Raw genomic sequence first — 24,117 nt, forward strand, 5'->3', positions numbered from 1 at the left:
ATGGGCGCCCGACTCTCCCGACGCGACCTGCTGCTGCTCGCCGGGGCGACGGCACTGCCCGCCGCCGGGTGCACCGCGAAGCCGGCGCCGTGGCCGCCGGTGCCCTCCGGCCCGGCGCCGGCCGTCACCGCCGGCGGCGGGCCGGCCCCGTTCACGCCCGGCCGGGTCATGCTGGGCGGCTACGTCGACCTGCGGGGCATGACCGCCGCCGAGAGCCTGCGCCTGCGCCGCCGCCAGCTCGGCCGGGACCTGCGGATCGTGCACCGCTACTACTCGTGGACCGACCGGCTGCCGGCCACGCTCGCCTACCTGCCGGCCGGTAGCACGCTGATGCTCTCCTGGCGCGGTCCGACGCTGCGCGAGATCACCGGCGGCGGGGCGGACCGCCTGATCACCGCGGCGGCCCGCCGCCTCGCCGCCGGCCGCCGGCCGATCCTGCTGCGCTGGGGCTGGGACATGAACCGCGACTTCTTCCGCTGGGGCGGCGCGGCCAACGGGCGGTCCCCGGAGGGGTACGTCACCGCCTGGCGGCGGCTGCGCCGGCTGTTCCGCGAGGCCGGCGCGGACAACGTCGCCTGGGTGTGGAGCCCGAACGCCGACACCCAGCCGGACGAGGACTGGAACCGGATCGACGGCTACTACCCGGGCGACGAGCACGTCGACTGGGTCGGCGTCTCCGGCTACGCCCGCCAGGAGACCCCGGCCCAGATGTTCGACGAGGTGTACCAGCGGTACTCGGCGCGGAAACCGATCATGATCGCGGAGGTGGCGGTGGCGGACCGCGGCGGCGCCAGCAAGCCGGACTGGATCACCGATTTCGCCGCCTGGGTCCGGTTGCGGCCCGCGGTCGGCGCCGCCGTCTGGTTCGACACCGACACCCACCCGGGCTCGGCCGAGAACTGGCGGATCGACTCCGACCCGAACAGTCTCGCCGCGTACCGGGCGCTGGCCACCGAGCCGGTGTTCGGCGGGTGAGCGGCGCGGGCCGCCGGGCCGCTCGCGCCGTGCTGGCGCTCGCGGTCCTGGTCCCGCTGCTGGCGCTGGCCTGGTCGCGGTCCGGTCCGGTGGCCCCGTCCGAGCCGGCCGTCGCGGCCGGCGGGTACTGGGTGTCGCCGTACGGCGACGACGACAACGACGGCAGCGCCCGGCACCCGTGGCGCTCGGTCGTGCGGGCCCTGGCCGCCGTCCCGCCGGGCGCCACCGTCTACCTGCGGGCGGGCGAGTACCGGCCGTTCACCGCGGACCGGCCCGGCGTGACCGTGACCAGCGCTCCCGGCGAGCGCGGCACCGTCGTCGGACTGTCCGGGGCGCGGGACGTCGTGCTGGTCCGCGCGGATCGCGTGACGGTGCAGGACATCGAGGTCCGTGACTGCGTGCCGAATCCGTCCCCGGACAACACGGTGACCGGCGACCACGGCAGCGGCATCCGGATCGACGGCGCCACCGGGGTGACCGTCCACAACGTCCACGTGCACCACAGTCGCGGCACCAACGCGCACGGCCTGCCGGTCGGCTGCTACGGCATCCTCGCCACCGGCGCCCGCGACCTCACGGTCATCGGCAACGAGGTGGACCACAACGGCGCCGGCATCGCCGTCTCGGGCGGTGGCCGGGGCGTGCTCGTCGAGGGCAACGACGTCCACGACCAGGACCGGATCGTGCACAACAGCCCGGAGCCGGAGGACGACTTCGGCGGCTACGGCCTCGGCGCCACGTTCGTCACCGATCACCCCGGCCCGATCTTCCGCAACAACACGGTCACCCACAACCTCGGCCCGTCCACCGACTACGGCGTCGACGGCGGCGGCATGGAGATCTACGCCGCCTCGCATGTCTCGATCACCGGCAACACCTTCGTCGACAACGACGGCGCGCTGGAGACCGGCACCGACCCGGGCGGCGCCTGCGCCGGCAACACGTTCACCGGCAACACGGTGGCCGGTCGCGGCCACGAGCCGGAACGGGAATTTTTCACCGGCCTGATCCTGCGCTGCGCCGCCGGGATGCGGATCAGCGGCAACACGTTCGAGAACCTCAGCCAGTTCACCTTCCTGATCACCGCGGACGGCGGCTTCGCCGGCTCGGTCGCCGGCCTGCGGATCACCGGCAACGAGGTGATCCAGGCCGGTGACGTCGTGCACCGCGTGCAGATCGTCCCGCCGGCCGGGCTGCCCCGGATCACGGTCGACGGCAACCGCTACCGCACCGCCGGCGCCGGTTTCGCGGTGATCGGCCCGGAGGGCGCCCCGGACGCCGGGAACACCGTCGACTTCCCGGGCTGGCAGCGCCGCACCGGCCTGGACCGGACCTCCACCACCGGTTGAAGACCCGCCGGCAGCGTCCGGGCCGTCGGTTCGCCGGGTCCGCCTTCTCCGGTACGACCTGGCCCGGCCGCCGAGCCGGTGCGCCCCGTGCCGGCCGGGCGCGACGCGGTCCCGGCACCGGGCCGCGGCGCGCCCCCTGCCGGCTCGGGTCGAGCGTGGTCGTGCTCGGTCGGTCACCACCGCACCAGCCGGAACCGGGGCGCGCGCCGCGGTCCGCCGGAGGGGACCGCCGCGCGCGGGATCGGCACGGGACCCGGCCGAGCGGCCTGCGGGCGGGACCCGTCACGGCGTACCGGGAAAGAGCGGGCCTGGAGCGCGCCGCGGCCGGGAGCCAACGGCGGGCCTGGAGCGCGCCGCGGCCGGGAGCCAACCGGCGGACCTGGAGCGCGCCGCGGCCGGGGCCGGCAGGTCCGGGATCGGGCGCCCCGGCGCGCCACCCGGGCCGCTCCGGCGCCGGGGCGGGCCGGTGACCGTTACCGGACGAGCTGGAAGATGGTCACGCCGGGGGCGTCGTAGAAGACCTTCCAGTCGGGGGAGGCGCGCAGGCCCTGTTCCAGCGAGGCGAACGAGCCGTGCGGCAGGGTGCCGAAGTAGTCCGTCTGCCGCTCCATCGACTCGCTGACCACCAGGTAGTCCACCGGGTGGTTCATCGCCTCGATGTACTGTTTGATGTCGGCCAGCCGGGAGCTGTTCAGGTTGCCGGTGAAGTACGGGTCGCCGATCAGCGAGATGTCCACCGAGACGTGACCCCGGTTGTACGAGCCGTAGTTCGCCTTCAGCTTCGTCGGGAAGTTCGGCGCCACCAGGATGATCCCGGCGCCCGGCGTGGCGTGCGCGTACAGGTGCTCCGCGGCGGTGATGTCGCCGCGGCCGACCAGGTGTACCCGCAGCTGGCCCTGCAGACCCTGCAGCCCGGCGAACATCAGCACCGCGACCAGCAGCCCGGAGCCGGCCGTCAGGAGCCGGCCGGGGCGCGGGTTCCCGCCCGCCCACAGGGTGGCCACCAGCAGCGCGGTGAACGGCAGCGAGAACGCGTACACCCGGTAGATCGCCTCGCCGCCGTAGCTGCCGCCGGCCAGCGTGGTGATCGGCAGGTACGCCAGCAGCGCCGCGACCAGCACGGTGCCGAGCCGGTGCCGGGCCCGCCAGACGGTGAGCAGCGCCGCCGCCCACAGGCCCAGCGCCAGGCAGCGCGCCACCAGCGCGGAGAACTCCTGCTCCGGGGTGCTCCAGGTGCTGGCGTTGCCGGAGGCGTTGGCGAACAGGTCGAAGTCGAAGATCTGGTACTGGCTGTTGACCGAGCCCATCCGCGGGGCCAGGAAGCCGAGCAGCACCACGCCGAGAACGACGGTGAGCAGCCGTGGGCGCAGCACGCCCAGCACCGACAGGCCGACCAGCGGCACCATCATCATCACCGGGGTGAGCTGGTGCGACACCACGATCGCGGCGTAGACGACGGTGGCCGCTGCGGCGGCCCACAGCCGGGTGGCGCGAGCCGGTTCGGGGCGGTCCGGCATGTCCCGGGTCAGCCAGGCGCGGAGTCGCCCGGCGCGCGGGAACCGGGTGATGTGGCCGGTCGGCGCGCCGGTCAGCCAGCGGACGACGATCAACCAGAAGGCCAGCATCAGCGGATAGACGTAGCCCTGCGGGGAGAAGTAGCCGATGTCCACCCACATGGCCAGCTGGGTGAGCAGCGCGGCCAGCGCGACGACCCGCCGGTTCGCGGTGAACTGCCGCAGCAGCGCCGCCGTCATCAGCAGGTTGACCAGCATGCACACCAGCGACGACCAGGCGGCGAACGAGATCGGGTCCAGCCCGGAGACGTGCGACAACAGGGCCATGACCGCGAAGAAGCCGGGCCACTGCTGGTAGATGTCGGTGGAGTCGATCAGGTGGCCGTGGTCGCGGATCAGCTCGACGACGCCGAGGTGCTTGTACGTCCACGCGTACTCGATGGTGCCGCTCAGGATCGGCACGGTGCCCTGCATGATGGCCGGCACGGCGAGGATGCCGGCGGTCAGCACGAGCGGGCGGGCCCGGCCGAACAGCTCGAAGCCGAAGCCGAGGCCGAGCAGGCCGAGCGCGATCAGGAACGGCACGCCGAGCGAGGCGGACATGCCGTAGGAGTCGATGGCCGACGGGCTGGTCCGGACCAGCGTGATGATCCACAACGTGGCCGCGGCGGGGAGTGTGACCAGCGGCAGCACCGTGCGCAGCCGGTCGGCGGGCGGCTCGGCGGGGCCGCTGCGGCCGGGCCGGGACCACCGCACGCCGGCCCGGGACAGTCGCACCGCCCGCACCGCGCCGGTGAGCAGGGTGGCGGCGGCGAGAGCGCCGAGCGCGGCGGCCGGGTGCCAGATGTGCAGCCAGAGGGTGAGCACGGCCGGGGCGACCGCGAGGGAGAGGCTGAGCGCGGTGGCCAGGGCCCAGGCGGTGAGCCGGTTGCGCACCGTGGCGAACGACATCGCCGCCGCGCCCGGGCCGGCGCCGATCAGCACGAGCAGCAGCAGCACCCGGACGCCGCCGTGCGGCACCAGCTGGCCCGCCACACCGGCGAGTCCGGCGAGAACGGCCGCCGCCGCGAACTCCGGGCGGGAGTCCGGGCCGGGCGCGTCGGCCGGCCCGGCGGTGGGCGCGGGGACGGGCGCGGGGACGGGCGCGGCGGTGGGCGCGGGTCGGACGGGCCCGGCGGTGGGCGCGGGCGTCGGCCGCACCGGCACGGGCGCCGCCGGCAGCCGGATGACCTGGGTCTCCTGCGCCTCCAGCCGGGGGAGCACCTGGGTGTCCGCCTCCGGCCGGGGGATCAGCCGGGTGTCCGCCTCCAGCCGGGGGAGCGCCTGGGTGTCCGCCTCCGGGCGCGGGATCACCTGGGTGGCGGCCTCGTCCAGGCGGGGCCCGCGCGCGGCGGGGACGGTGAGCCGCACCGTCTCCTCGCCGATCGACCGATTCGTCGGCCACGAGGTGGTCGCCGCCGTGGCGGGCCGCGCCGCTTCCGGCCTCCCGGCCGCGGCCGGCGGTGCCGGGTCGGCCCGGCGTGCGGCGACGGGCGGTGCCGGGGCGGCCCGGCGTGCGGCGACGGGCGGTGCCGCCTCCGGCTTCCGGGCCGTGACGGGCGGTGCCGGGGCGGCCCGGCGTGCGGCGACGGGCGGTGCCGCCTCCGGCTTCCGGGCCGTGACGGGCGGTGCCGGGGCGGCCCTGCGTGCCGCGGCGGGCATTACCGCCTCCGGCTTCCTGGCCGCCGCGATCCGCGCCGCCGGGATGACCACGGTGGCCTCCGGGTCGTGGCCGGCCGGCGCGGTGGGATTCCCGCCCGAGCGGATGACCACGGTGGCCTCCGGGTCGTGGCCGGCCGGCGCGGTGGGACTCCCGCCCGAGCGGATGACCACGGTGGCCTCCGGATCCTGCGATCTGTCCTGGAATGCGGGCGAGCGGTGCTGCGCCATCTCGGAAGGGCCTCCCTCTGGTCTGCGTGCGGCCGGGACCCGTCCTCCGCTCACGGGTGCTGGCGGAGCCTGGCCCGGGCGGTCCGCCGACCCCGCAGGTAGGCACGGGGGCCCGCGATCATGCCGCGCCGGTTGGCGCCGAGCAGCTCACGCGGGAAGTCCGCGCGCAGGGTGGCGACCCGCAGGCTGTCCGCGCCGGTCAGGTCCCGGAACGCGACGGGCGCCAGCTTGAGCAGCTGCCAGATCAGCCCCGGCCGGCTCATCAGCAGACTGGTGTACGCCGCGGTCAGCCCGGTGCCGTAGCCGACCATCTGCTGGTGCAGGCCGGCGAGGTCGCGCCGGTGGTAGTGGTGGGTGACCGCGGTCGGCTGGTAGACGATCGTCCCACCGGCCAGCAGCACCTGGGTGAACGCCAGGGTGTCCTCGGAGCCCATCGCCGGGGTCCCGGCGCCCAGCGCGGTGTCCCAGCCGCCGATCCGTTCGATCACGCCGGGCCGGAACGTCATGTTCGCCCCGGTGCCGAACGGCGGCAGCGGGTAGAGCGGGCTCTGCCGGTGCGCGCTGTGCGGGCCGAACACGTCCGGCCGGAAGCCGCGGCCCTTGCTGTGCCCGCCGAACTGCTCGAACCAGAGCTGTGCACGGGTCTCCAGCTCGGCCGGGACGATCACGCCGGACACCACGTCGGCCTCCGGATGCTCGGCCAGCGCCCGGGCCACCTCGGCCAGCCAGTACGGGTCGGCGACCTCGTCGTCGTCGATCCAGGCCAGGATCTGCCCGGGGCAGGCGGCGACCGCGGCGTTGCGGGCGAACGACAGCCCGGCCTTCGGCTCCCGCAGGTACTCCACCGGCCCGCGGCGGGCGGCCGAGCGCACCACCTCGGCGGTCGCCCCGGTGGCCGGGGCGTTGTCGACCACCAGGATCCGCAGGCCCGGGTACTGCTGGGCGAGCAGGCTGTCCAGACAGCGGGCGAGCGCGCCGGGCCGCTCCCGGGTGCAGACCACCACGGTGATGTCCGGCGCGCCGGCGAGCACGGCCCGCCGGCCGGCCAGGAACTCCGGCTCGGTGGCCGGGGTGAACCCGCCGGCCGGGACCGGCGCGCCGCCGAGCCGCGGGCGCACCACGTCGCCCAGCTCGTCGTCGACGGCGGCGGCCAGGTCGGCGGGGCTCAGGCCATGATCCGGGACGTCGACCAGGACGCTGCCGAGCGGCTCGGTGAAGAGCCGGACCAGCGCCCAGGCCTGCTGCACGCGGCGCCCGTCCGGGGTGGTGGCGGCGACTCGCGGCAGCGGCTCGGACAGTTCCAGGTCGAGCACGACGGCGGGCAGCAGCGCGGCGTCTCTCTCGAAGACCGGAGCGGTGGTCACTGGGCCGCCCTCACCGTGGGGCGCCGGCCGGGCCGGCGCGAACTGACGGTCTCCACGACGCCACCGGCTCCGGCGGCGGCGACTCCGGCGACCACGCCGCCGGCCCGCAGCAGCTGGTCCACGCCCTGGCCGCGGGCGGCCCGGCCGAGGTGGCGCAGGACCGCCCGGGGCAGCGACCACAGGTAGTTCCGCTCGGCGCCAAGCGGGTCGCCGCGGTGCAGGGCGGCCATCTGGACCTTGCCGCGGCCCTCCGCGTAGCAGCGGCGCACGAAGAACCGGAAGGTGGCCCGCTCGGCCGGCACCTCATGCTGGATGACGGCGGCCGGGACGTACATCCAGTGGCCGCCGGCCTCGCTCATCCGCAGGCACAGGTCGGTGTCCTCGGGGCGGTTGCGGTTGCCGAGCTTGCCGAAGCCGAGCCGGAAGCCGCCGACCGCCAGGAACGTCGTGCGGCGGACGATCATGTTGGCGGACCAGACGTTGCGGACCGGGGCGGTCTCGGTGGGCATTCCGGCGTACGACCCGCCGACCGCCCAGAGGAACTCGGCTGGCATCCAGCGCGGCGGGCGACCCGCCCAGGCCGGCACGATCGCGCCACCGGTGCCGACCACGTCCGGGTCGGCGAACGGCTCGATCTGCCGGGCCAGCCAGTGCCGGTCGGCGATGATGTCGTCGTCCAGGAAGGCGATCAGCGGGGTGGACGCGTGCTCGGCGCCGGTGTTGCGGTTGCCCGAGACGCCCTGGGCGTAGGCGTTCTCCAGCACCGTGACGCCGTCCAGCTCACGCTTGGCCCGCTCGAACATCGCCGGGTTGTGATCGACCACGACGACGATCTCGTCCGGCTGATGACTCTGGGCGCGGGCCGACGCCAGCGTGCGCAGTAGGTAGCTCCAGCGCTTCTCGGTGTAGGTGGGGATGACGATCGTGGTCGCGAGGGGGGTTTCTGTCACGGGTCCGAGTGCTTCTGTGAACGGGCGCTCAGTCGTCGAGCGTGGCGCGGGTCTGGCTGACGTCCGGGCTCTGCCGGCCGTCGAGGGCCCGGGCCCGCAGCGCCCGCAGGTCCTGCGTGGGCCGGGTGCCGAGATCGTCGAGCGCGGTGCCGCGCCGCTTCTTGACGTCCTCGGAGCGGCGGGCGCCGATCTCGTCGCGGCGGCCCCGGTTGAGGTGGGCGCGCGGGTCGACCGGGTGCGGGCCGGCGGCGGCCACGACGTGCGGGCCGGCCGGCCGGCGGGTGCTCGAGGCGGTCAGCTTCGCGGCGAACGGCACGATGCCGGCCTTGCGGCGGGCCCGGGCCCGGCCGAACTCGCTGAAGATGGTGCGCAGCACGCGGAAGCCGTCGCGGAAGGTGTTCAGGTTGCTCTGGCCGTGGATGCGCTCGTGCTCGGTGCTGCCGACCTCGCCGACCTTGAGCCGTTCGGCCACCGCGCGGATATTGATCATGGTTTCGATCTCGAAGCCGTCGCCCCACAGCTTGCTGCCGTCGGCGGGGCGGGGCAGGTCGACGTCCGGCAGGTCGAGCGCCGGCACCACGTCGCGCCAGAAGGCGTTGTAGCCGTAGCACAGATCGGTGAACTTCGTCTTGAACAGGACGTTGACCACCAGGTTGAGCCCGTCGTTGCCGAGCTTGCGCAGCCGGGTGATGTCGTGGCTGTGGCCGCCGAAGTTGAACCGGGTGCCCTTGACGAACTGATCGCCACCGGTCAGCTTGGCGACGAACAGCGGGATCTCGGCCGGGTCGGTGGAGCCGTCGGCGTCGATCATCACGATGATGTCGCCGGTGCAGGCAGCGAAACCACAGGCCAGCGCGTTGCCCTTGCCGGTCCGGGTCTGCTGCACCACCACCACGTCCGGGCGCAGTTGCCGCGCCACCTCGACGGTCCGGTCCCGGGAGCCTCCGTCGACCAGGATCACCTCGGTGATCAGGGCCGGCAGCTTCGCGAACACGTGCGGCAGGTTCCGCTCCTCGTTCAGCGTGGGAATGACAACGCTTACGGTGGGTGAGAGCGGCCGGTTACTGTCTGTGTTCGGATTCAAGTGCGAGAGCTCCATGTCGTTCCCTTCCGGGGGCGGCAATGCGACCTGTCGCGCGATTTCCCGGAGTTGGGTTCGCCAGACGCTCGCTGCAGGGAATCAAACTAGCAAGGGATTACGTAGCGTCAACAGTTCATGGGACGGTTGCGCGTCACAGCTGGCTTAACGGATGAGTCTCCGCGCGCTTGTGGCCGCTTTTTCCGAGCGCTCGGAGCGATCTTGGCCACAGCGTTACGCTCCGTAACTATCGGGGCCTCATCGTGTGAGTCTTCGGTGCTTGTCCGGCCAATGCCAGATATCGGAATCGATCACCGTGTACTTGGACAGGGGCGGCAATCCGGATGGATATCCAAAAAGTCACGTACCCGGCGGTTGCCGCTACGCTGCGTGTAAGCGGACCGGAGATGGTGTGACGGTGGGTCCGGTGCGCCTCGCCGCGCGGCCCGGCGCCGGGTGGCATGCTGGTGGTCGTGCGAATCGGTCGGCGTGCCACCCGAGGCCCCAGCGGCTGTCCGCCGGCGGGGTGCCGATGACGGCCGGCGAGACCCGCTGCGTGTGCGGGCACCCGCTGGCGGCGCATCAGCACTACCGTCCGGGCACCGAGTGCGTGACGTGTCCGCCCGGGCAGTGCCGGCGGTTCCGGCGTTCGCGCTGGTGGCGGCGCTGGCTGACGGGCGGCGCGAGCTGAGGCCGGGTGGCCGGTCCGGGCCGCGAAAACTCCCGGGTCGCGAAAACCTACAAGTTCTGTAGGCTTAACCCACTTTTGCACAGGCCGCGCATCCGTGGGGGGAACATGTCACTTCCCGACTTCCTGATCGCCGGTGTTCCCAAAGCCGGGACCACCGCCCTGCACGCTGCCCTGACCGGTCATCCCGAGCTGTTCCTGCCATCGGTCAAGGAACCGAAGTTCTTCCTCTCCGACGGGCCGCCGCCGGTGCACGGCGGGCCCGGCGACGTGCAGACCTACCAGGAGCACGTGTGGCGACGCCCGGATTACGAGGCGCTGTTCGCACCTGCCGAGCCGGGCGCCCTGCGGGGTGAGGCCACCCCGTTCTACCTGCACGACCTCGCCGCCCACGACCGGATCCGGGCGCTGGTCCCGGACGTGCGGATCATCCTGCTGCTGCGCGACCCGGTGGACCGGGCGCACTCCAACTGGACCCACCTGTGGAACGCCGGCCTGGAGCCGGAGGCCGACTTCCTGGCCGCGTGCCGGGCCGAGCCGCAGCGCCGTGCGGCCGGTTGGGCGCAGTTCTGGCACTACCTGGACCTGGGCCGGTACGGCCGCCAGCTGGAGCACCTCTACCAGCGTTTCCCCCGGGAGCAGGTGCTGCTGCTGCGCTACCGGGATCTCAAGGACGCCCCGGCGGCCACGCTGGACCGGGTCTGCGCGTTCCTCGGCGTGCGCACCGGATTGCTCACGGCCATCCCCAAGGAGAACGTGAACCGGCACGTCGTGCACGACAACGCGGTCAACCGGGTGCTGCGCGGCCTGCTGCGGGCCGGTGGCACCTTCGGTCACCGCTTCCCGGTGCCGCTGCGCCTGGCCGCCCGCGGGCCGCTGCTCACCCTGCTGCACCGCCGCAAGGGCACCCGCCCGGTGACCACCCCGGCCGAGCGCGCCGAGCTGCTGCCGTACTTCGCCGAGGACATCGCGCTGCTGCAGGACATCACCGGCGAGCGGTACGACGACTGGCTCAGCGTGGACCGACACGCCCGCGCGCCGGAAACCCCACCGATTCAATAGGTTATGCGAGACTCGGCGGGTACGCCGTAGCCACCGCATCCGGGGAGTCACCGTGTCTGTCGGAATCACCGCCCTGCCCCTGCCACGCTGGGAAGACTCCACGGTGGTGGTGGAGCCGCCGGGCACCGAGCCAGGCGCCTGGTCCGGCGCGCCGAGCACCGTCACCGCGGGCGGCTACGTCTACCTGGCCTACCGTCTGCGCCTGCCGATCGGCGCCGGCCGGGGCATCGCCAACGTGATCGCCCGCTCCGCCGACGGCGTTCGCTTCACCGTGGTGGCCGAGGTCGGCAAGGACCGCTTCGGCGCCGAGTCGCTGGAGCGCCCGGCCCTGGTGCGTACCCCGGAGGGGCGCTGGCGGCTCTACGTCAGCGCCGCCACCCCGGGCACCAAGCACTGGCGGGTCGAGCTGCTGGAGGCCGACACCCCGGAGGGCCTGCCCGCCGCGCCGGCCCGCACGGTGCTGGCCGGTGACGACACGGCCGGGGTCAAGGACCCGGTGCTGCACCACGACGAGCACGGCTGGCACCTGTGGGCGTCGGTGCATCCGCTGGAGTCCTGGGACGACGCCGACCGGATGACCACCGAGTACGCGACCAGCCCGGAGGGTGTGCACTGGACCTGGCGGCGCACGGCGCTGGCCGGCCGCCCGGGCCGCTGGGACGCCCGGGGCGTGCGGGTCTCGTCGGTGCAGGTGACCGGAGACGAGATCACGGTCGCCTACGACGGGCGGGCCACGGCCCGGGAGAACTGGGAGGAGCGCACCGGGGTGGCCCGGGGGCGGCGCCTGCCGGACGGCAGCTTCGGCGAGCTCGTCGCGGAGGACGACGAGCCGGTCGGCAGCCCGCACCCGCCGTACGGGCTGCGCTACCTGAGCCTGCTGGAGCTGCCGGACGGGGGCCGGCGGCTGTACTACGAGGCGACTCGGCCGGACGGCGCGCACGACCTGCGTACGGAAAGGGTCTGATCGCTCAGCGTGATGCCGTCCGGCGGCGTCCCGCGGGCTGGGTTGCCTGCTCAGGGCACTGATGGCCCACCCCGCTCCGGGCGACGGCTGAGAGGGCCGTCACGGTGGGTGGGGGCCAGCGCGGGCAGCGTGCCGCGATGGCCTAGTTTTGTCCCCGACGTCAGGTGGTCGCTTACCGAAGCGGCACGGTCGATGGCGGAACCGGACCCACAAGGTCCGGTTCCGCCATTTTTTCAGGTCTTGCCATCACGCAGCGTGACCACGAGGTGCTGACCGATTTGGCCCCTGGCGCTCCCGGCATCCCTTCACCGACAGTGAGCGCCAGCCGTCCCTTTGGCGGCTTTCGTGACGCGAACAGCGGGCCCGGCGCGGTATCGGACATCGGTTCCGGAAAATGCATTGATCGGGCATGCCAATCGGCTCCCCAAATCGATGCAGGGCAATTGTGGGAGCGTTTCCAGCGGTTCATCGAATCGGCGATCCGGCATCCCGATGAAACCGTTAAGTCACCTTTCTTGAACCGGACGTCGGGAGTGGTTCTCACCCGTTCGGCGCCCACCGTCCCGGGAAGCGGGTTTGTGCCCGTGCGGCACGGGTATCGACCTGCCGAGCCGCGAGACGTCGAAAGTGCTCACGCGGGGGAGGGGGCGCCGTGCGGATGCTGGGTGGGCGGTATCAGCTGGTGCACCGGATCGGTCTGGGCGGCATGTCCGAGGTCTGGCGAGGCCACGACCAGGTGCTGGACCGCCCGGTCGCCGTCAAGATCATGGCGCCGGCGGTGGAGGGCACCCTCGGCCAGGCCGGCGTCGAGCTGATCCGCGCCGAGGCCCGGTCGGCAGCCCGGCTGGCCCATCCCAACGTGGCCGGCGTGCACGACTTCGGCACCTCACCGGCGCCCGGGCGGCCCGACGTGCCCTACATCGTGATGGAGCTGGTCGAGGGGCAGACGCTGAGCCAGCACCTGGCGAGCGGGCCGCTGGACTGGCGGATCGGGGTGCGGATCTGCGCCGAGGTGGCCGCCGCCCTGGCCGCCGCGCACGCCGAGCAGGTGGTGCACCGCGACATCAAGCCGGCCAACGTGATGCTCACCCCCAGCGGGGCGAAGGTGCTGGACTTCGGCATCGCGGCCGCGGTCGGCGCGCCCGAGCCGGACCCGGACGGGCCGGTGATGGGCACCCCGGCGTACGTGGCCCCGGAGCGCTTCGAGGGGATGCCGGCCACCCCGGCGACCGACATGTTCGCGCTCGGCTCGCTGCTCTACCACTGCCTGGCCGGGCGGGTGCCGTGGACCACCCGGTCGCACACCGAGCTGATCCACGCGCAGCGGTACTGGGACCCGGAGCCGCTACCGGCGCTGGACGGGCTGCCGGCCGAGGTGCTCGACCTGTGCTTCCGGTGCCTGCGCCGCGACCCGCGGGAGCGGCCGACCGCGCTGGTCGCCGCGCTGCTGCTGGCCGAGGCGGTGGACGCGCGGGTGTACGTGCCGCTGTCCGACCTGCAGCCGACCCTGCCGCCGTGGGACGAGCGCGCCGCGGAGGAGCCCACCTACATCGGCGAGCACGCCGGACACGCCGAGCACGCCGGCCGGCATCGCGCCGACTGACCAGACCGGGCCGAGGGCTGCCCGGGCCGAGGGCTGCCCGGGGCGGGGCGGCTGCCCGGAGGCCGGGCGCCACGCGGCTGCCCGCGGGCCCGGCGGCTCATGCCCGCGGGGCCCGGCGGCTGCCCGCGGGTGGCCCGGCGGCTCATGCCCGCGGCGCCACGACCAGCGGGCGGGCGGCCCGGCGCAGCAGCCGTCCGGACACCCCGCCGAGCAGCACCCGCCGTGCCGGCCCGTACCCGCGCGATCCGCAGAACAGCACGTCCACCTCGTCCAGTCCGGCCAGTTGCTGGACCACGTCCCCGGAGCGCAGCTGCCACTCCACCGGCACGTCCGGGACGGTCGCGGCGGCCCGGCGCAGCGCCTCCTCGTACGTCTCCCGCGCCGTCTCCAGGAAGGCCCGTTCCGCGTCGTCGCCGATCAGGAACGGCAGTGCCGCGTCCCCGCCGGCCACCACGGTGACCAGCAGCAGCGGGTTGCCGGTACGGCGGGCCAGGTCGGCGGCCGCGGCCAGCGCGACCCGCCCGTCCGGGGTGTCCACATAGGCGACCCCGATCCGCCCGAGGGTGCCCGGGGCCGGGCCGCCGCCCGCCGGCGTCACCGCGATCGGGCAGACACTGCCGGCGAGCAGCCGTTGCGCGGTGCTGCCGGCGAGGATCCGGGCGGCCGGGGCGGATGCGCCGGAGCCGACCACCAGCATCGCCGCGCCGGTCTGCTCGGCCAGGTCGTGCAGGCCGTGCGCGGCCGAGGTGGACGCGACGACCCGGTAGTCGACGCCGGGCGTGTCGTCCAGGGCGGCGCGCGCCCCGGCGAGGATCCGCTCGGCGGCCCGGTGCCGGTCGGCCACCCACTCGGCGTCCACCCGGCCGGAGCCGATCGCGGACGGCGCCGGGTGCACCACCGCGACGATCAACGGCACCCGCTGGGCCCCGGCCAGCCAGCGGCCGAGCGCCAGGGCGTCGGCGGCGCCCGGGCCGCCGTCCGTCCCGACGATCACCGGCGCGGTCATGACGCGCCGTCCCGCGGCCGCCGCGGCGTGGCCGGGCTCGGCGCCGCCGCCTGCCGCAGCCGGGAGTGCCGGTAGCCGTAGCAGCCGTAGATGAGCAGGCCGGCGGCCAGCCACACCGCGAACCGGATCCAGGTGTCCACCGGCAGGTCGCCCATCAGGTAGACGGCGAGCGCCACACCGATCAGCGGCAGCACCGGCGACCACGGCACCCGGTACGGCCGCGGCATGTCCGGCCGCGTCCGCCGCAGCACGATCACCCCGACATTGACCAGGACGAACGCGAACAGCGTGCCGATGTTGACCAACTCCACGATGGTGCCCAGCGGGACCAGCGCGGCGAGCACCGCGATCAGGACGCCGAGCACGACGGTCAGCCGCGCCGGGGTGCCGTACCGCTGGTTGACCGCGGCCATCCGGCGCGGCAGCAGGCCGTCGCGGCACATGGCGAAGAAGATCCGGGTCTGGCCGTAGAAGATCACCAGGACCACGCTGGTGATCGCGACCACCGCGCCCAGCGCGAGCAGGCCCGCCGCCCAGCTCATCCCGGCGCCCTGGTCGAGCGCGGCGGCCAGCGGCGCGTCGCTGTCCTTCATCTGCTCCGGGCTGGCGATGCCGAGCGCGCTCACCGTGGTCAGCACGTAGAAGACGGTGCAGATGGCGAGCGAGCCGAGGATCGCCAGCGGCAGGTCCCGGGACGGGTTGCGGGCCTCCTCGCTGCCGGTGGAGACCGCGTCGAACCCGATGTACGCGAAGAAGATGATCGCCGCGGCCGAGGTCACCCCGTCCACGCCGGCCGGGGCGAACGGGCGGAAGTTGCCGGTGCCGAAGTTGGCGAACGCCACGACGATGAAGAACACCAGCACCACCAGTTTGACCACGACCATGATCAGGTTCGCCCGGGCGCTCTCGCTCACCCCACGAACCAGCAGGAACGTGATGGCCAGCACCACGAAGACGGCGGGCAGGTTGACGACGCCGCCGTCCGACGGGGACTTGGCGACGGCGTCCGGCAGGCTGACGCCGAAGGCCGCGTCCAGGAACGCGTTGAGGTTGCCGCCCCAGCCGATCGCGATGCCGGCCACCGAGACGCCGTACTCCAGGATCAGGTCCCACCCGATGACCCAGGCGACCACCTCGCCGAGGGTGGCGTAGGCGTAGGTGTACGCGCTGCCGGAGACCGGGATCGACGACGCCAGCTCGGCGTAGGACAGTGCGGAGAACGCGCAGGCCACCGCGGCGAGCACGAACGACAGGACGACGGCCGGCCCGGCGATCCCGGACCCCTTGCCGATCACCACGAAGATGCCGGTGCCGATGATCGCGCCGACGCCCATCGCGGTGAGCTGGGTGACGCCCACCGCCCGTTTGAGCCCGGTGCCCTCCTCGGTGGTCTGGTGAATCAGCGACCCGACGTCCCGGATCGCGAACAACCCCCGTCCAGCCATGCTGCGTCCCCTTCCCCTCAGCACACCGTCATCCCGCGTTTCGCGCCCGCGCAAGCGGGTCGGCGAGACGATCAGCGGGATGTGGGAAGTTCGGTCGCCCGGGTTGCGGGTACAGCGGACGCGGCGGGGTAAAAGGCCCTCGGCGTACGGGGTGTGCGCCGTACCGGGCAAACCGCGCGGCAGCCTGCGAGGGGTACGGCGGGGCAGGTACGGTTGGCGGATCGGGCAAATCGCCCGATTCGAGTATTCGTGGGCGAGGTCGTGATGGGCGATGCCGTGATGACGACACGGCGGCAGGTCGACGGCGCCACGGTCGTCGACGTGCGGGGCACCCTGGACTCGGCCACCGTCGACGCGCTGCGCGAGGTGCTGCTGGAGACCCTGCAGCGGGACCGGCCGACCGCGATGATCGTCGACCTGACGTACGTCACCTTCATGGACTCGGTCGGCATCGGCGCCCTGGTCGCCGGCCAGCGCGCGGCCCGCAACATCGGCGCCCGCTTCCAGTTGCGCAACCCGAGCGACTTCGTGCACCGCCAACTGCGCGTCACCGGCCTGACCGAGCTCCTCGGCTGCATCTGAACCGGCCCGGCCCGGACCGCTCGGGTGCCCGGCGTGCGCGTGAGCGCCGGCCCCCGCCCGCTGCCACACCACGATCCGAGGCGCGCCGATCGTCCGGTGTGCTCGCCGACCGCCCCGGGCGCTGGCCGATCGCCCCGTGTGTTCGCCGATCGTCCGGTGTGCTCGCCGGCCGGACCGGGTTACCGGCCTCTGTCCGAGCGCCGGCTTCGCCCGGCGAACCCAACCCCTATCGGATACGACATCGGGGCCCCGTCCGCAGGCCACCGGCCGAGCCCCGTGCCTCGCCGCGCGGCGTCGCAGCGGCGCCGGGCCGCGGCCGCGCGCACCGCCGCGCCGTGCCACCCCGCCCCGGCCGGGTCCCCACCTCCGACGCCGGGTCACCACCGCCCGGGCCGGGCAACCCGCTGGTGCCGGGCACCCCGTCCGGGCGTGTCAGCTGCCACGGCGACGATCGGCGCCGGCCGGGTCTGTCGCGTCGGCGGCGGCACGCCGGGGTACGGGCGGGGGTGGGCCTGTGCCTGCGGGCGGGGCCACCAGGGCGTACCGGGAAATCAGCGGGTGGCGAGCACCCGGCCGACCGTGACCGGCAGGGTCAGCGGGCCGCGGATGATGCTGGCGTTGCGGCGGCGCGGCGCGCCGCCGCGGCGCAGGCCCGGCATCGTCTCGGCCAGCATGCGCAGCGCGATGCCGGCCTCCAGTCGGGCCAGCGGCGCGCCGATGCAATAGTGGATGCCGCTGGAGAAGGCCAGGTGGTCGGCTTCCGGGGTGCGGTGGATGTCGAACCGCGCCGCGTCGGTGTAGACGGCCGGGTCGCGGTTGGCGCCGCCGAGCAGGGACACGACGAACTGGCCGCGGCGCACCGGGACGCCGGCGACCTCGACGTCCTCGCGGGCGCAGCGGGCGGTGCGCTGCACCGGCGGGTCCCAGCGCAGCGTCTCCTCGACGGCCGCGTCGGCCAGCCCGGCCGGATCGGCGCACAGCGCCGCCCACTGCCGCGGGTGGTCGAGCAGCGCGCCGACCGCGTTGCCGATCAGGTTGACGGTGGTCTCGAAGCCGGCCACCAGCAGCAGCCGGCACATCGGCAGCAACTCGTGCGACTCGATCCGGTCGCCCTCGGCGGCCAGGATCCGGCTCACCGCGTCGTCGCCCGGCTCCCGCCGGCGCAGCACGAACAGGCGGATGAACACGTCGTCGATGGCGTCGCTGGCGGCTTTGAGCCGGGCCGCGTGCCGCAGCGAGCGGACCCCGTCGAGGGCGCTGCCGACCACCGCGCCGTGCTCGGCGAACGCCTCCGTGTCGGCGTCCGGGACACCCAGCAGATCGGTGATCACCGCGATCGGCAGCGGCGCGGCGAAGTCGTGCACCAGGTCGAAGGTGCCCTTCGCGGCGGCCGCGGCGAGCAGCTCGCCGACCACCCGCTCGACGAGCGGCCGGTAGCCGGCGATCTGTTTCGGACTGAACGCCGGCTGGGCCAGGCGGCGCAGGCGGGTGTGCTCCGGCGGGTCCTTGTCCAGGAACGACATGTCGATCTCGTCGCCGGGCGCGCCGGGGCCGTTCATCTCCACCGCGCGCGGGCCGAACCGGCGGTCGCGCAACACCGAGTCGCAGACGGCGTGGGTCGCGCTCACGTAGTCGCCGAGCCGGGTCGGCATCAGCGGCCCGTACGCCCGCACCGCGTCGTAGATGGCATACGGATCGTCCCGCCCCGGGGCCAGGTGCAGCCGGGACAGCGGGTCCCGCCGCACCCGGCCCCAGTAGTGGATGGCGAGCTGGCGCCGGTAGAGCGCGGCGGCGAATCGCAGGGCCTGCATGACTCGCAGGTTACGCCACGAAACGCCGCCGTCGCGTCAGGTGATCTAGGACAGTTCGGCGACGTAGCCGCTGAGCCGGACCAGCGCCGCGTTCCAGTTGATGGTCAGCTCGTTGGTGGACCAGGACTGGATGTCGTCGATGTAGCAGAACTGGCCGACGCAGCCGGTGAGCTTCTCCTGCGCCAGCGGGTCCTGGATCGACGAGTTCGGGCCGCCGGCGAGGCTGCCGGCCGGCGGGTTCGGCAGCGCCGGGTCCAGCTGGTGGGCGTACCAGCGGCTGTGCTGGTTCTGGGCGCTGACCTCGCCGTACCCGGTGACGAACGAGATGTTCAGCGCGTTGCGGCCGAGCAGCCAGTCCAGCCCGGTCACGACCCCGTCACGGTACCGGTCGCGGCCGGTGAGCTGGTGCGCGGCGGCGATCACGACCACGTTGTTGGCGACGATGCTCGCCGAGCCCCAGTCCCACGTGTTGTTCGCCGGAGCGTAGGCGACGCCGTACGGGTGCTCCTTCTGGATGGCCAGGTACTTGTCGGCACCGGCCAGCAGCTGCGCCCGGACCTTGGCCAGGCCGGGCAGCCGGTTCGGCAGCAGGGCCAGATCGATCTTGGCGGCGGCCGCGGTGGAGGCCCAGTCGAAGGCGACCGGCCCGAAGACGTCGGCGGTGTGCTCGGGCGAGGCCTGCACGTCGGTGGCGTACTGCTTCTCGCCGGTGGTCAGGTAGAGCTCGGCGGCCGCCCAGTAGAACTCGTCGGTGACCTTCGGGTCGTTGTAGGCGCCGCCGCCCACGCCGTCGGTCTCCGGGGCGTACACGATCGGGTTGGTCTTGGCGGCGGCGTAGGCCTTGCGCGCCGCGCCCAGCGCGCGGGCCGCGAACGCCGGGTCGAAGCGCTTGTAGATCCGGGCCGCCTGAGCCGCGGTGGCGGCCAGGTTCAGCGTCGCCGCGGTGGAGACCGGGTGCAGCTCACGCGGCTGCGGGTCGAGGTGCGGCAGCAGCGGCAGGCCGGTCCAGGCCTGGTCGTGGATCTTGTGGTGCACCATGCCGGACGGAGCCTGCATCTTCAGCAGGAAGTCCAGCTCCCAGCGCACCTCGTCGAGGATGTCCGGGACCCGGTTGCCGCTCTCCGGGATGGCCAGGTCGAGCCGGCCCGCGCCGCGGGAGTGCTCGTACTCGCTGAGCAGCTCCCAGACCGAGATGCCGCCGTTGACCACGTACTTGCCGTGGTCGCCGGCGTCGTACCAGCCGCCGCGCACGTCGAGCCGGTAGTCGCAGACGCCGGGCTGGCACGGCACGTTGCCGTCGCCCTGGTTGGGGGCCACGTCGACGTGGCCGGCCGGGCGGGCGTACCCGGGGCGCAGGTCGTCGCGGATCTCGATGCCGGACCGCTGGGTGTAGTAGAACTTCAGCGCGTCGGCGCGCAGCCGGTCGTAGGCGTCGCCGCCGATGTCGAACGGGCGGGAGGTCTGCCCGTCCGCGGTCAGCGTGTAGCCCTGGCCGGCCCGGGTGTACCGGCCGAAGTCGATGGTGTGCACGTTCTGGCCGGAGGACGCGTCGACGCCGCGCGGGGTGGTCCGGCCGCTGGCGACGACCTTGCCCGCGGCGTTGGCCAGCCGCCAGGGCAGGGCCGTCGTCGCCTCGGTGACCAGGGTGGCGGCCTTCGGCCCGGACGGCAGGTAGGCGACCTGGTTGACCCGGACCCGCGGCCCGGTGTCCGGCACGTAGACCTCCGGCGGCACGCCGCCGACCAGCGAGACGTTGTCCACGCAGAAGCGCCACGGTTCGGCGCTGCCGCCCAGCTGGAAGGCGACCTGTGCCTGGTCGGTGTCGGCCGAGGCGGTGAAGGTGTACTCGTAGTGCTTCAGGTCGCCGAGGACCGGCGACTGCTCGAAGTAGGTGTCGTACGGGCTGACCGCCAGCCCGGTGATGGCCCGGACCACGTGCCCGGCGTCGCCGGACGCGTCGAAGCTGAACCGGTAGGTCTCGCCGGCGACCAGGTCGATGTCGTTCTGCCCGATCGCGGCGTCCCAGCGGTTGGTGGTGCCGCCGGGCACGTCCACGCAGGCTCGCCCGTCGACGCGGGTGATCGGCATGCCGGAGGTGGACCAGAAGGGATCGGTGGTGTCGTCGAAGCCGCCGTTGACGACCTGCTCGACCTCGTCGGCCGCGGCCGGGGCGGCGGCGCCGGCGACGAGCAGGGCGGCTATCGCAGCCACGGTTCGGGAGCGCTCCCATAGATGCATGGGAACGTATTTATTACATGTTCGTTACCGCGTCAACGGTTCTGGTCGCGGATCCAGGCATCGATCAGCCCGGTGAAGTGCGCGAGGAACTTCTCGTGCTCGTGCACCGGGTACGTCGCGCGCACCGTCTCGCGCAGCAGCGAGGCGAACTCCTCCGAGGTCACCCAGTCGTAGACGATCCCGTCGACGGTGCTCAGATGCTTGTCGCAGAACTCCTGGTACCGCTCCACCTCGAAGTACCGGTCGGCCAGCGCCCGGTAGCGGGCCAGCTTCTCCGGGTACGACAACGCCGGATCGTCGGCCACCGCGAAGTAGTCCGCGGTGTCGGTGTCCAGGCGCATCCGCCGGCCGGTCACCACGCAGAACACCGTCCACCGCAGCAGCGCGGTCATCGCCCACGGGAAGTAGTAGTGCAGCGAGGTCAGCGCCACGTCCGGGCAGGCGTTGGCGTAGTCGATCGGGTACACCTCGTCGCCGCGCACCAGCGACTCGCACGAGTTGAACTCCCACCGGAAGAACGCGTTGACCACCCGGGAGATGGTCACCACCTCCTCGCCGGCGCAGTCCGACAGGAAGTTGTGGTCGACCTGGTAGCGGGCGTGCATCGGCTGGTCCGGCTGGAACCGCATGACCATCGTCTCCGGCCCGATGGTCAGCGAGCGGGCGAACGCGTCGTAGTCCTCGACGGACGCCTGCAGGTGCATCAGCCGCTCGCCGGACGCGTCGTAGGCCGCGTGCAGGTCCTCCTGGCTGCGGATCTTCGAGACGCCCACCCAGGCCCCGCCGTCGTAGGGCTTCATGTACAGCGGGTAGCCGATCGAGGCGGCCGTCGCCTCCAGGTCGAAGGGCCGGTTGTACCGGGCCGCGGTGTACGCCCACCGGGAGTTGTCCAGCGGATTCTTGAACGGCACCAGCACCGTGTCCGGCACCTTCAGCCCGAGCCGCATCATCGCGCAGTACGCCGCGTGCTTCTCCATCGACTGGAAGGTGAACGGGCTGTTCAGCAGGTACACGTCGTCCATCAGGGCGATCTTCTTGAGCCACTCCCGCGGGTGGTAGTACCAGTACGCCAGCCGGTCGATGACCAGCTCGTGCTTCGGCTTGTCGCGCAGGTTGAACGGCTCGATGGTGACCCGTACCGGCCGGGTGCGGTGCGAGAGCCCGTCCGGCCCGGTGACCGTACCCAGCCGGCGCAGCAGCGCCTCGAAGGCCCGTGGCCAGTCGTCCTCGGTGCCCAGCAGCAATCCGATGGTGTGCTCGACATCGGCCACGATCGCCTCCTCAGTTCGGCCAGGCCCGGTTCAGCAGGGTGGTCAGGTGGGGATCCAGCGCCTCGCGCCAGGTGGTCCAGTCGTGCCCACCGGGGCCGACGGCGAGGGTCACCGCATACCCCTGTCTGCGCAGCGCATCCGCCATGTCCCGGTTGTTGGCCAGGTTCTCCTCGACGGTGCCGCAGGTCAGGGTCGCGGGCACGGCCGGCCCGCGGCCGGCGACCAGCACCCGCCGGACGTAGCGCACGATGCGCGACCAGCGCCGGAAGCCGGACTCCTGGCGGTCGTGGCGGGCCTGGAAGTAGCTGCCCGACTGCAGGAAGAGGCCGGCGAAGCCGGCCGGGTGGCAGCGCTGCGCGTGCAGCATGGCGAGCGCGCCGAGGCTGACGCCGGCGCCGACGGCGCGGCGCGTCCCGAGGCGGGCCCGCAGGCGCGGCAGGGTGTCCAGGGCGAGCGATTCGGCGTACGCCGGGCAGGCCGAATACCACTCGTCGCGGTCCCCGCTCGGCAGCAGCACCAGGTGGTACGCCGGTTCCCGGCCCCGCTCGGCGGCGCGCGCCGCGTGCTCGGCGAGCCCGCCGCGGCGCTGGTACTCCGGCCCGTCGTGGGCGATGAGCATCCGGTCGGTGTCCTGCCCGGGCGACCAGATCCGGGCGGTCACCACGGATTGCAGGGCGGGCATCGGCAGGCGGATCCTCCGCCATCGGCCCGCTCCCATGCACGCACCCTAACTCCGCGCCGTGCTTCGCGCCGTGCTTCGCGGCGGCTGGGCGGCCATCGTGGCGCCCGGCTCGGCGGCCCGGCGGTCCCCGCGCCGATTCCGGCGGGCCGGTCCGTCCGCGCCGGGCCCGCCGCCGGCGCCGGCCAGCTCCGCCATGCGCGCGGCCACGTCGTCGACCAGGTCCGGATCGCCGGTCGCCGCCGCGGCCCGCAGCAGCACGCCCAGCGCCGCCTCGGTCCGTTCGGCCGGGCAGTGCGGCAGCAGGGCGGGCAGCCGTGCGGTCATCAGGTCCACCGCGGATCGCGGGTGGTCCCGGTGCCGGTGCAGGAAGCCGCCGCGCAGGGTGATCGCGTCCAGCGCGTTGTCCGGCGCGACGCGGTGGTGCGTCGACAGCTCGATGGCGTGCCGGGTCAGCCGGTCCAGCCGGTCGGTGTCGCCGCGCAGCGCCGCGGCGTCCGCCCGGTTCAGCACCGACCGCAGGTAGTCGTCCACCGCCGCGGGCAGCGCGCTGCGGAACAGCCGCTCGGCGGCCGCGAAGCGGGTCTCGGCCTCGGCCAGGTGCGCCGGCGCCGCCCGGCCGGCCTGCCGGGCCAGCTCCACCTCGACCACGCCGAGGTTGTCGTAGGTGATCGCCCGCCCGACCGGGTCGCCGACCAGCGGCCCCACCTCCAGCGAGCGGACCAGGTAGCGCTTGGCCAGGGCGAGCTCGCCCCGCTCGTGGGCGGTCAGCGCGAGGTTGTTCAGGATCGCCGAGTGCGTCCCGGGGTCCGGCTCGGGCGCCGCCGCGAGCGTGTGCAGAGCCCGCGCGAAGTGCTCGGCGGCCTCCGCCGGGCGGCCGGACCGGCGCAGCAGCTCCCCGCGCTCGTTCTCGGCGGCCGCGATGGTCACGGCAGCATGCGCGCTCCGGTAGATCTCCGCCACCCGACCTCCAGTTGCCGCCCGCCCGGCCCGGCGGTCCGATCAGTATAAAAAATGACATATCGGAAATATCGTCCCTCCCGGTGGGGTGTCGGCGGCCACCCGGACCATCCCGGGCACGGTTCAGCGGCCCTATGGTGTCGGCATGCGGATCCGGATCGAGGGGCGCGACCTGCCGCAGTCGGCGCAACTGCGGTTGAACGACGTGCACGTGGGGGTCCAGCGGCGCGCCGAGGTGGTCGGCCGGGTCCCGGTGACCGCGGACACCGCGGTCTGGGCGTTCGAGGTGACCGCCCGCGAGGTGGACGGGCTGCTCGACGTCGGCGGGCCCTGGGTGCACGGCCGGCCCGGCGCCCGCTTCCTGTACCTGGGCTGGGGCGCCGGGCGCGGCGCCGAGTTCGCCGTGTTCCGGCGCGCGAAGCTGCTGTTCGGCGATGTGCCGGGGCCACTGCTGCGCGGCGCCTTCACCGGGCCGGGGGTGCTGGTGGGGCGCCTGCGGCTGACCGACGAGGCGGGCGGCCCGCGCGGCGCGCGGGTGCGCCCACCCGTGATCGCCTGGGCCCTGGAGTGACGCCGCCGGCCGGCGCGGGCCCGGGACGTCCCGGGGCGCCGGTCCGGGGTACGCCGGCAGGGCGCCCCGGGCGGCTTC

At 73.8% G+C, this 24,117-nt stretch carries 18 protein-coding genes; 7 read left to right on the forward strand and 11 right to left on the reverse strand.

Features of this window, described 5'->3' with window-relative positions:
- Entirely contained in the window at positions 1-975 is a 975-nt protein-coding gene (locus ACTEI_RS13465; protein ID WP_122977971.1) for a glycoside hydrolase family 26 protein, read from the forward strand.
- The gene (locus ACTEI_RS13470) at positions 972-2,324 is read left to right on the forward strand and encodes a right-handed parallel beta-helix repeat-containing protein (RefSeq protein WP_164465935.1); all 1,353 of its coding nucleotides are present in this window, start codon (positions 972-974) and stop codon (positions 2,322-2,324) included. The genes ACTEI_RS13465 and ACTEI_RS13470 overlap by 4 nt, the downstream gene beginning before the upstream one ends.
- A gap of 473 nt (positions 2,325-2,797) precedes the next feature.
- Here ACTEI_RS13470 and ACTEI_RS13475 read toward each other — a convergent pair whose 3' ends face one another.
- From ACTEI_RS13475 to ACTEI_RS13490, 4 genes are all read right to left on the reverse strand, one after another.
- Positions 2,798-5,248 (reverse strand): hypothetical protein, encoded by a 2,451-nt coding sequence (locus ACTEI_RS13475; protein ID WP_164465936.1) that lies wholly within the window; start codon positions 5,246-5,248, stop codon positions 2,798-2,800.
- Between the two features lie 569 nt (positions 5,249-5,817).
- Positions 5,818-7,131 carry a glycosyltransferase family 2 protein gene (locus ACTEI_RS13480; protein WP_164465937.1) on the reverse strand — a complete coding sequence of 438 codons (1,314 nt, stop codon included), beginning with the start codon at positions 7,129-7,131 and terminating at the stop codon, positions 5,818-5,820.
- Positions 7,128-8,081, reverse strand: a complete 954-nt coding sequence (locus ACTEI_RS13485; RefSeq protein WP_164465938.1) for a glycosyltransferase family 2 protein — start codon at positions 8,079-8,081, stop codon at positions 7,128-7,130. Before ACTEI_RS13485 ends, ACTEI_RS13480 begins: the two co-directional genes overlap by 4 nt.
- Positions 8,082-8,109: 28 nt before the next feature.
- Positions 8,110-9,075: a glycosyltransferase family 2 protein gene (locus ACTEI_RS13490; protein ID WP_239082596.1), complete on the reverse strand. Its 966-nt coding sequence runs from the start codon at positions 9,073-9,075 to the stop codon at positions 8,110-8,112.
- Positions 9,076-9,955: 880 nt separating this feature from the next.
- Here ACTEI_RS13490 and ACTEI_RS13495 point away from each other — a divergent pair.
- From ACTEI_RS13495 to ACTEI_RS13505, 3 genes are all read left to right on the forward strand, one after another.
- Positions 9,956-10,909 carry a sulfotransferase family protein gene (locus ACTEI_RS13495; RefSeq protein ID WP_122977976.1) on the forward strand — a complete coding sequence of 318 codons (954 nt, stop codon included), beginning with the start codon at positions 9,956-9,958 and terminating at the stop codon, positions 10,907-10,909.
- A gap of 52 nt (positions 10,910-10,961) precedes the next feature.
- A complete protein-coding gene (locus ACTEI_RS13500; RefSeq protein ID WP_122977977.1) occupies positions 10,962-11,873 on the forward strand; it encodes a hypothetical protein in 912 nt (303 codons plus the stop codon).
- Positions 11,874-12,525: 652 nt separating this feature from the next.
- The gene (locus ACTEI_RS13505) at positions 12,526-13,476 is read left to right on the forward strand and encodes a serine/threonine-protein kinase (protein ID WP_122977978.1); all 951 of its coding nucleotides are present in this window, start codon (positions 12,526-12,528) and stop codon (positions 13,474-13,476) included.
- Between the two features lie 142 nt (positions 13,477-13,618).
- Here the strand turns inward: ACTEI_RS13505 and ACTEI_RS13510 are convergent, their stop codons facing one another.
- Entirely contained in the window at positions 13,619-14,482 is an 864-nt protein-coding gene (locus tag ACTEI_RS13510; protein WP_122977979.1) for a universal stress protein, read from the reverse strand.
- Positions 14,479-15,927: an amino acid permease gene (locus ACTEI_RS13515; RefSeq protein WP_122977980.1), complete on the reverse strand. Its 1,449-nt coding sequence runs from the start codon at positions 15,925-15,927 to the stop codon at positions 14,479-14,481. Before ACTEI_RS13515 ends, ACTEI_RS13510 begins: the two co-directional genes overlap by 4 nt.
- Positions 15,928-16,206: 279 nt before the next feature.
- Between ACTEI_RS13515 and ACTEI_RS13520 the strand changes: the two genes are divergently transcribed.
- A complete protein-coding gene (locus ACTEI_RS13520) occupies positions 16,207-16,509 on the forward strand; it encodes an STAS domain-containing protein (RefSeq protein WP_239082595.1) in 303 nt (100 codons plus the stop codon).
- Positions 16,510-17,060: 551 nt separating this feature from the next.
- Here the strand turns inward: ACTEI_RS13520 and ACTEI_RS13525 are convergent.
- The 5 genes from ACTEI_RS13525 to ACTEI_RS13545 are packed head-to-tail and all read right to left on the reverse strand — an operon-like array spanning position 17,061 to position 23,471.
- Positions 17,061-18,320 (reverse strand): cytochrome P450, encoded by a 1,260-nt coding sequence (locus ACTEI_RS13525; protein WP_122977981.1) that lies wholly within the window; start codon positions 18,318-18,320, stop codon positions 17,061-17,063.
- A gap of 45 nt (positions 18,321-18,365) precedes the next feature.
- Positions 18,366-20,558, reverse strand: coding sequence for a glycoside hydrolase family 9 protein (locus ACTEI_RS13530; protein WP_122977982.1), 2,193 nt, complete (start codon positions 20,556-20,558; stop codon positions 18,366-18,368).
- A 32-nt stretch (positions 20,559-20,590) separates the two neighbouring features.
- Positions 20,591-21,829: an ATP-grasp domain-containing protein gene (locus tag ACTEI_RS13535; RefSeq protein WP_122977983.1), complete on the reverse strand. Its 1,239-nt coding sequence runs from the start codon at positions 21,827-21,829 to the stop codon at positions 20,591-20,593.
- A gap of 10 nt (positions 21,830-21,839) precedes the next feature.
- Positions 21,840-22,511, reverse strand: coding sequence for an alpha/beta hydrolase (locus ACTEI_RS13540; protein WP_239082594.1), 672 nt, complete (start codon positions 22,509-22,511; stop codon positions 21,840-21,842).
- Between the two features lie 45 nt (positions 22,512-22,556).
- Positions 22,557-23,471 carry a tetratricopeptide repeat protein gene (locus ACTEI_RS13545; protein WP_122977985.1) on the reverse strand — a complete coding sequence of 305 codons (915 nt, stop codon included), beginning with the start codon at positions 23,469-23,471 and terminating at the stop codon, positions 22,557-22,559.
- A 142-nt stretch (positions 23,472-23,613) separates the two neighbouring features.
- Between ACTEI_RS13545 and ACTEI_RS13550 the strand changes: the two genes are divergently transcribed.
- A complete protein-coding gene (locus ACTEI_RS13550; protein ID WP_122982125.1) occupies positions 23,614-24,039 on the forward strand; it encodes a DUF5990 family protein in 426 nt (141 codons plus the stop codon).
- Positions 24,040-24,117 lie beyond the last annotated feature (78 nt).

The organism is Actinoplanes teichomyceticus ATCC 31121, assembly GCF_003711105.1.
Lineage (GTDB): Bacteria > Actinomycetota > Actinomycetes > Mycobacteriales > Micromonosporaceae > Actinoplanes > Actinoplanes teichomyceticus.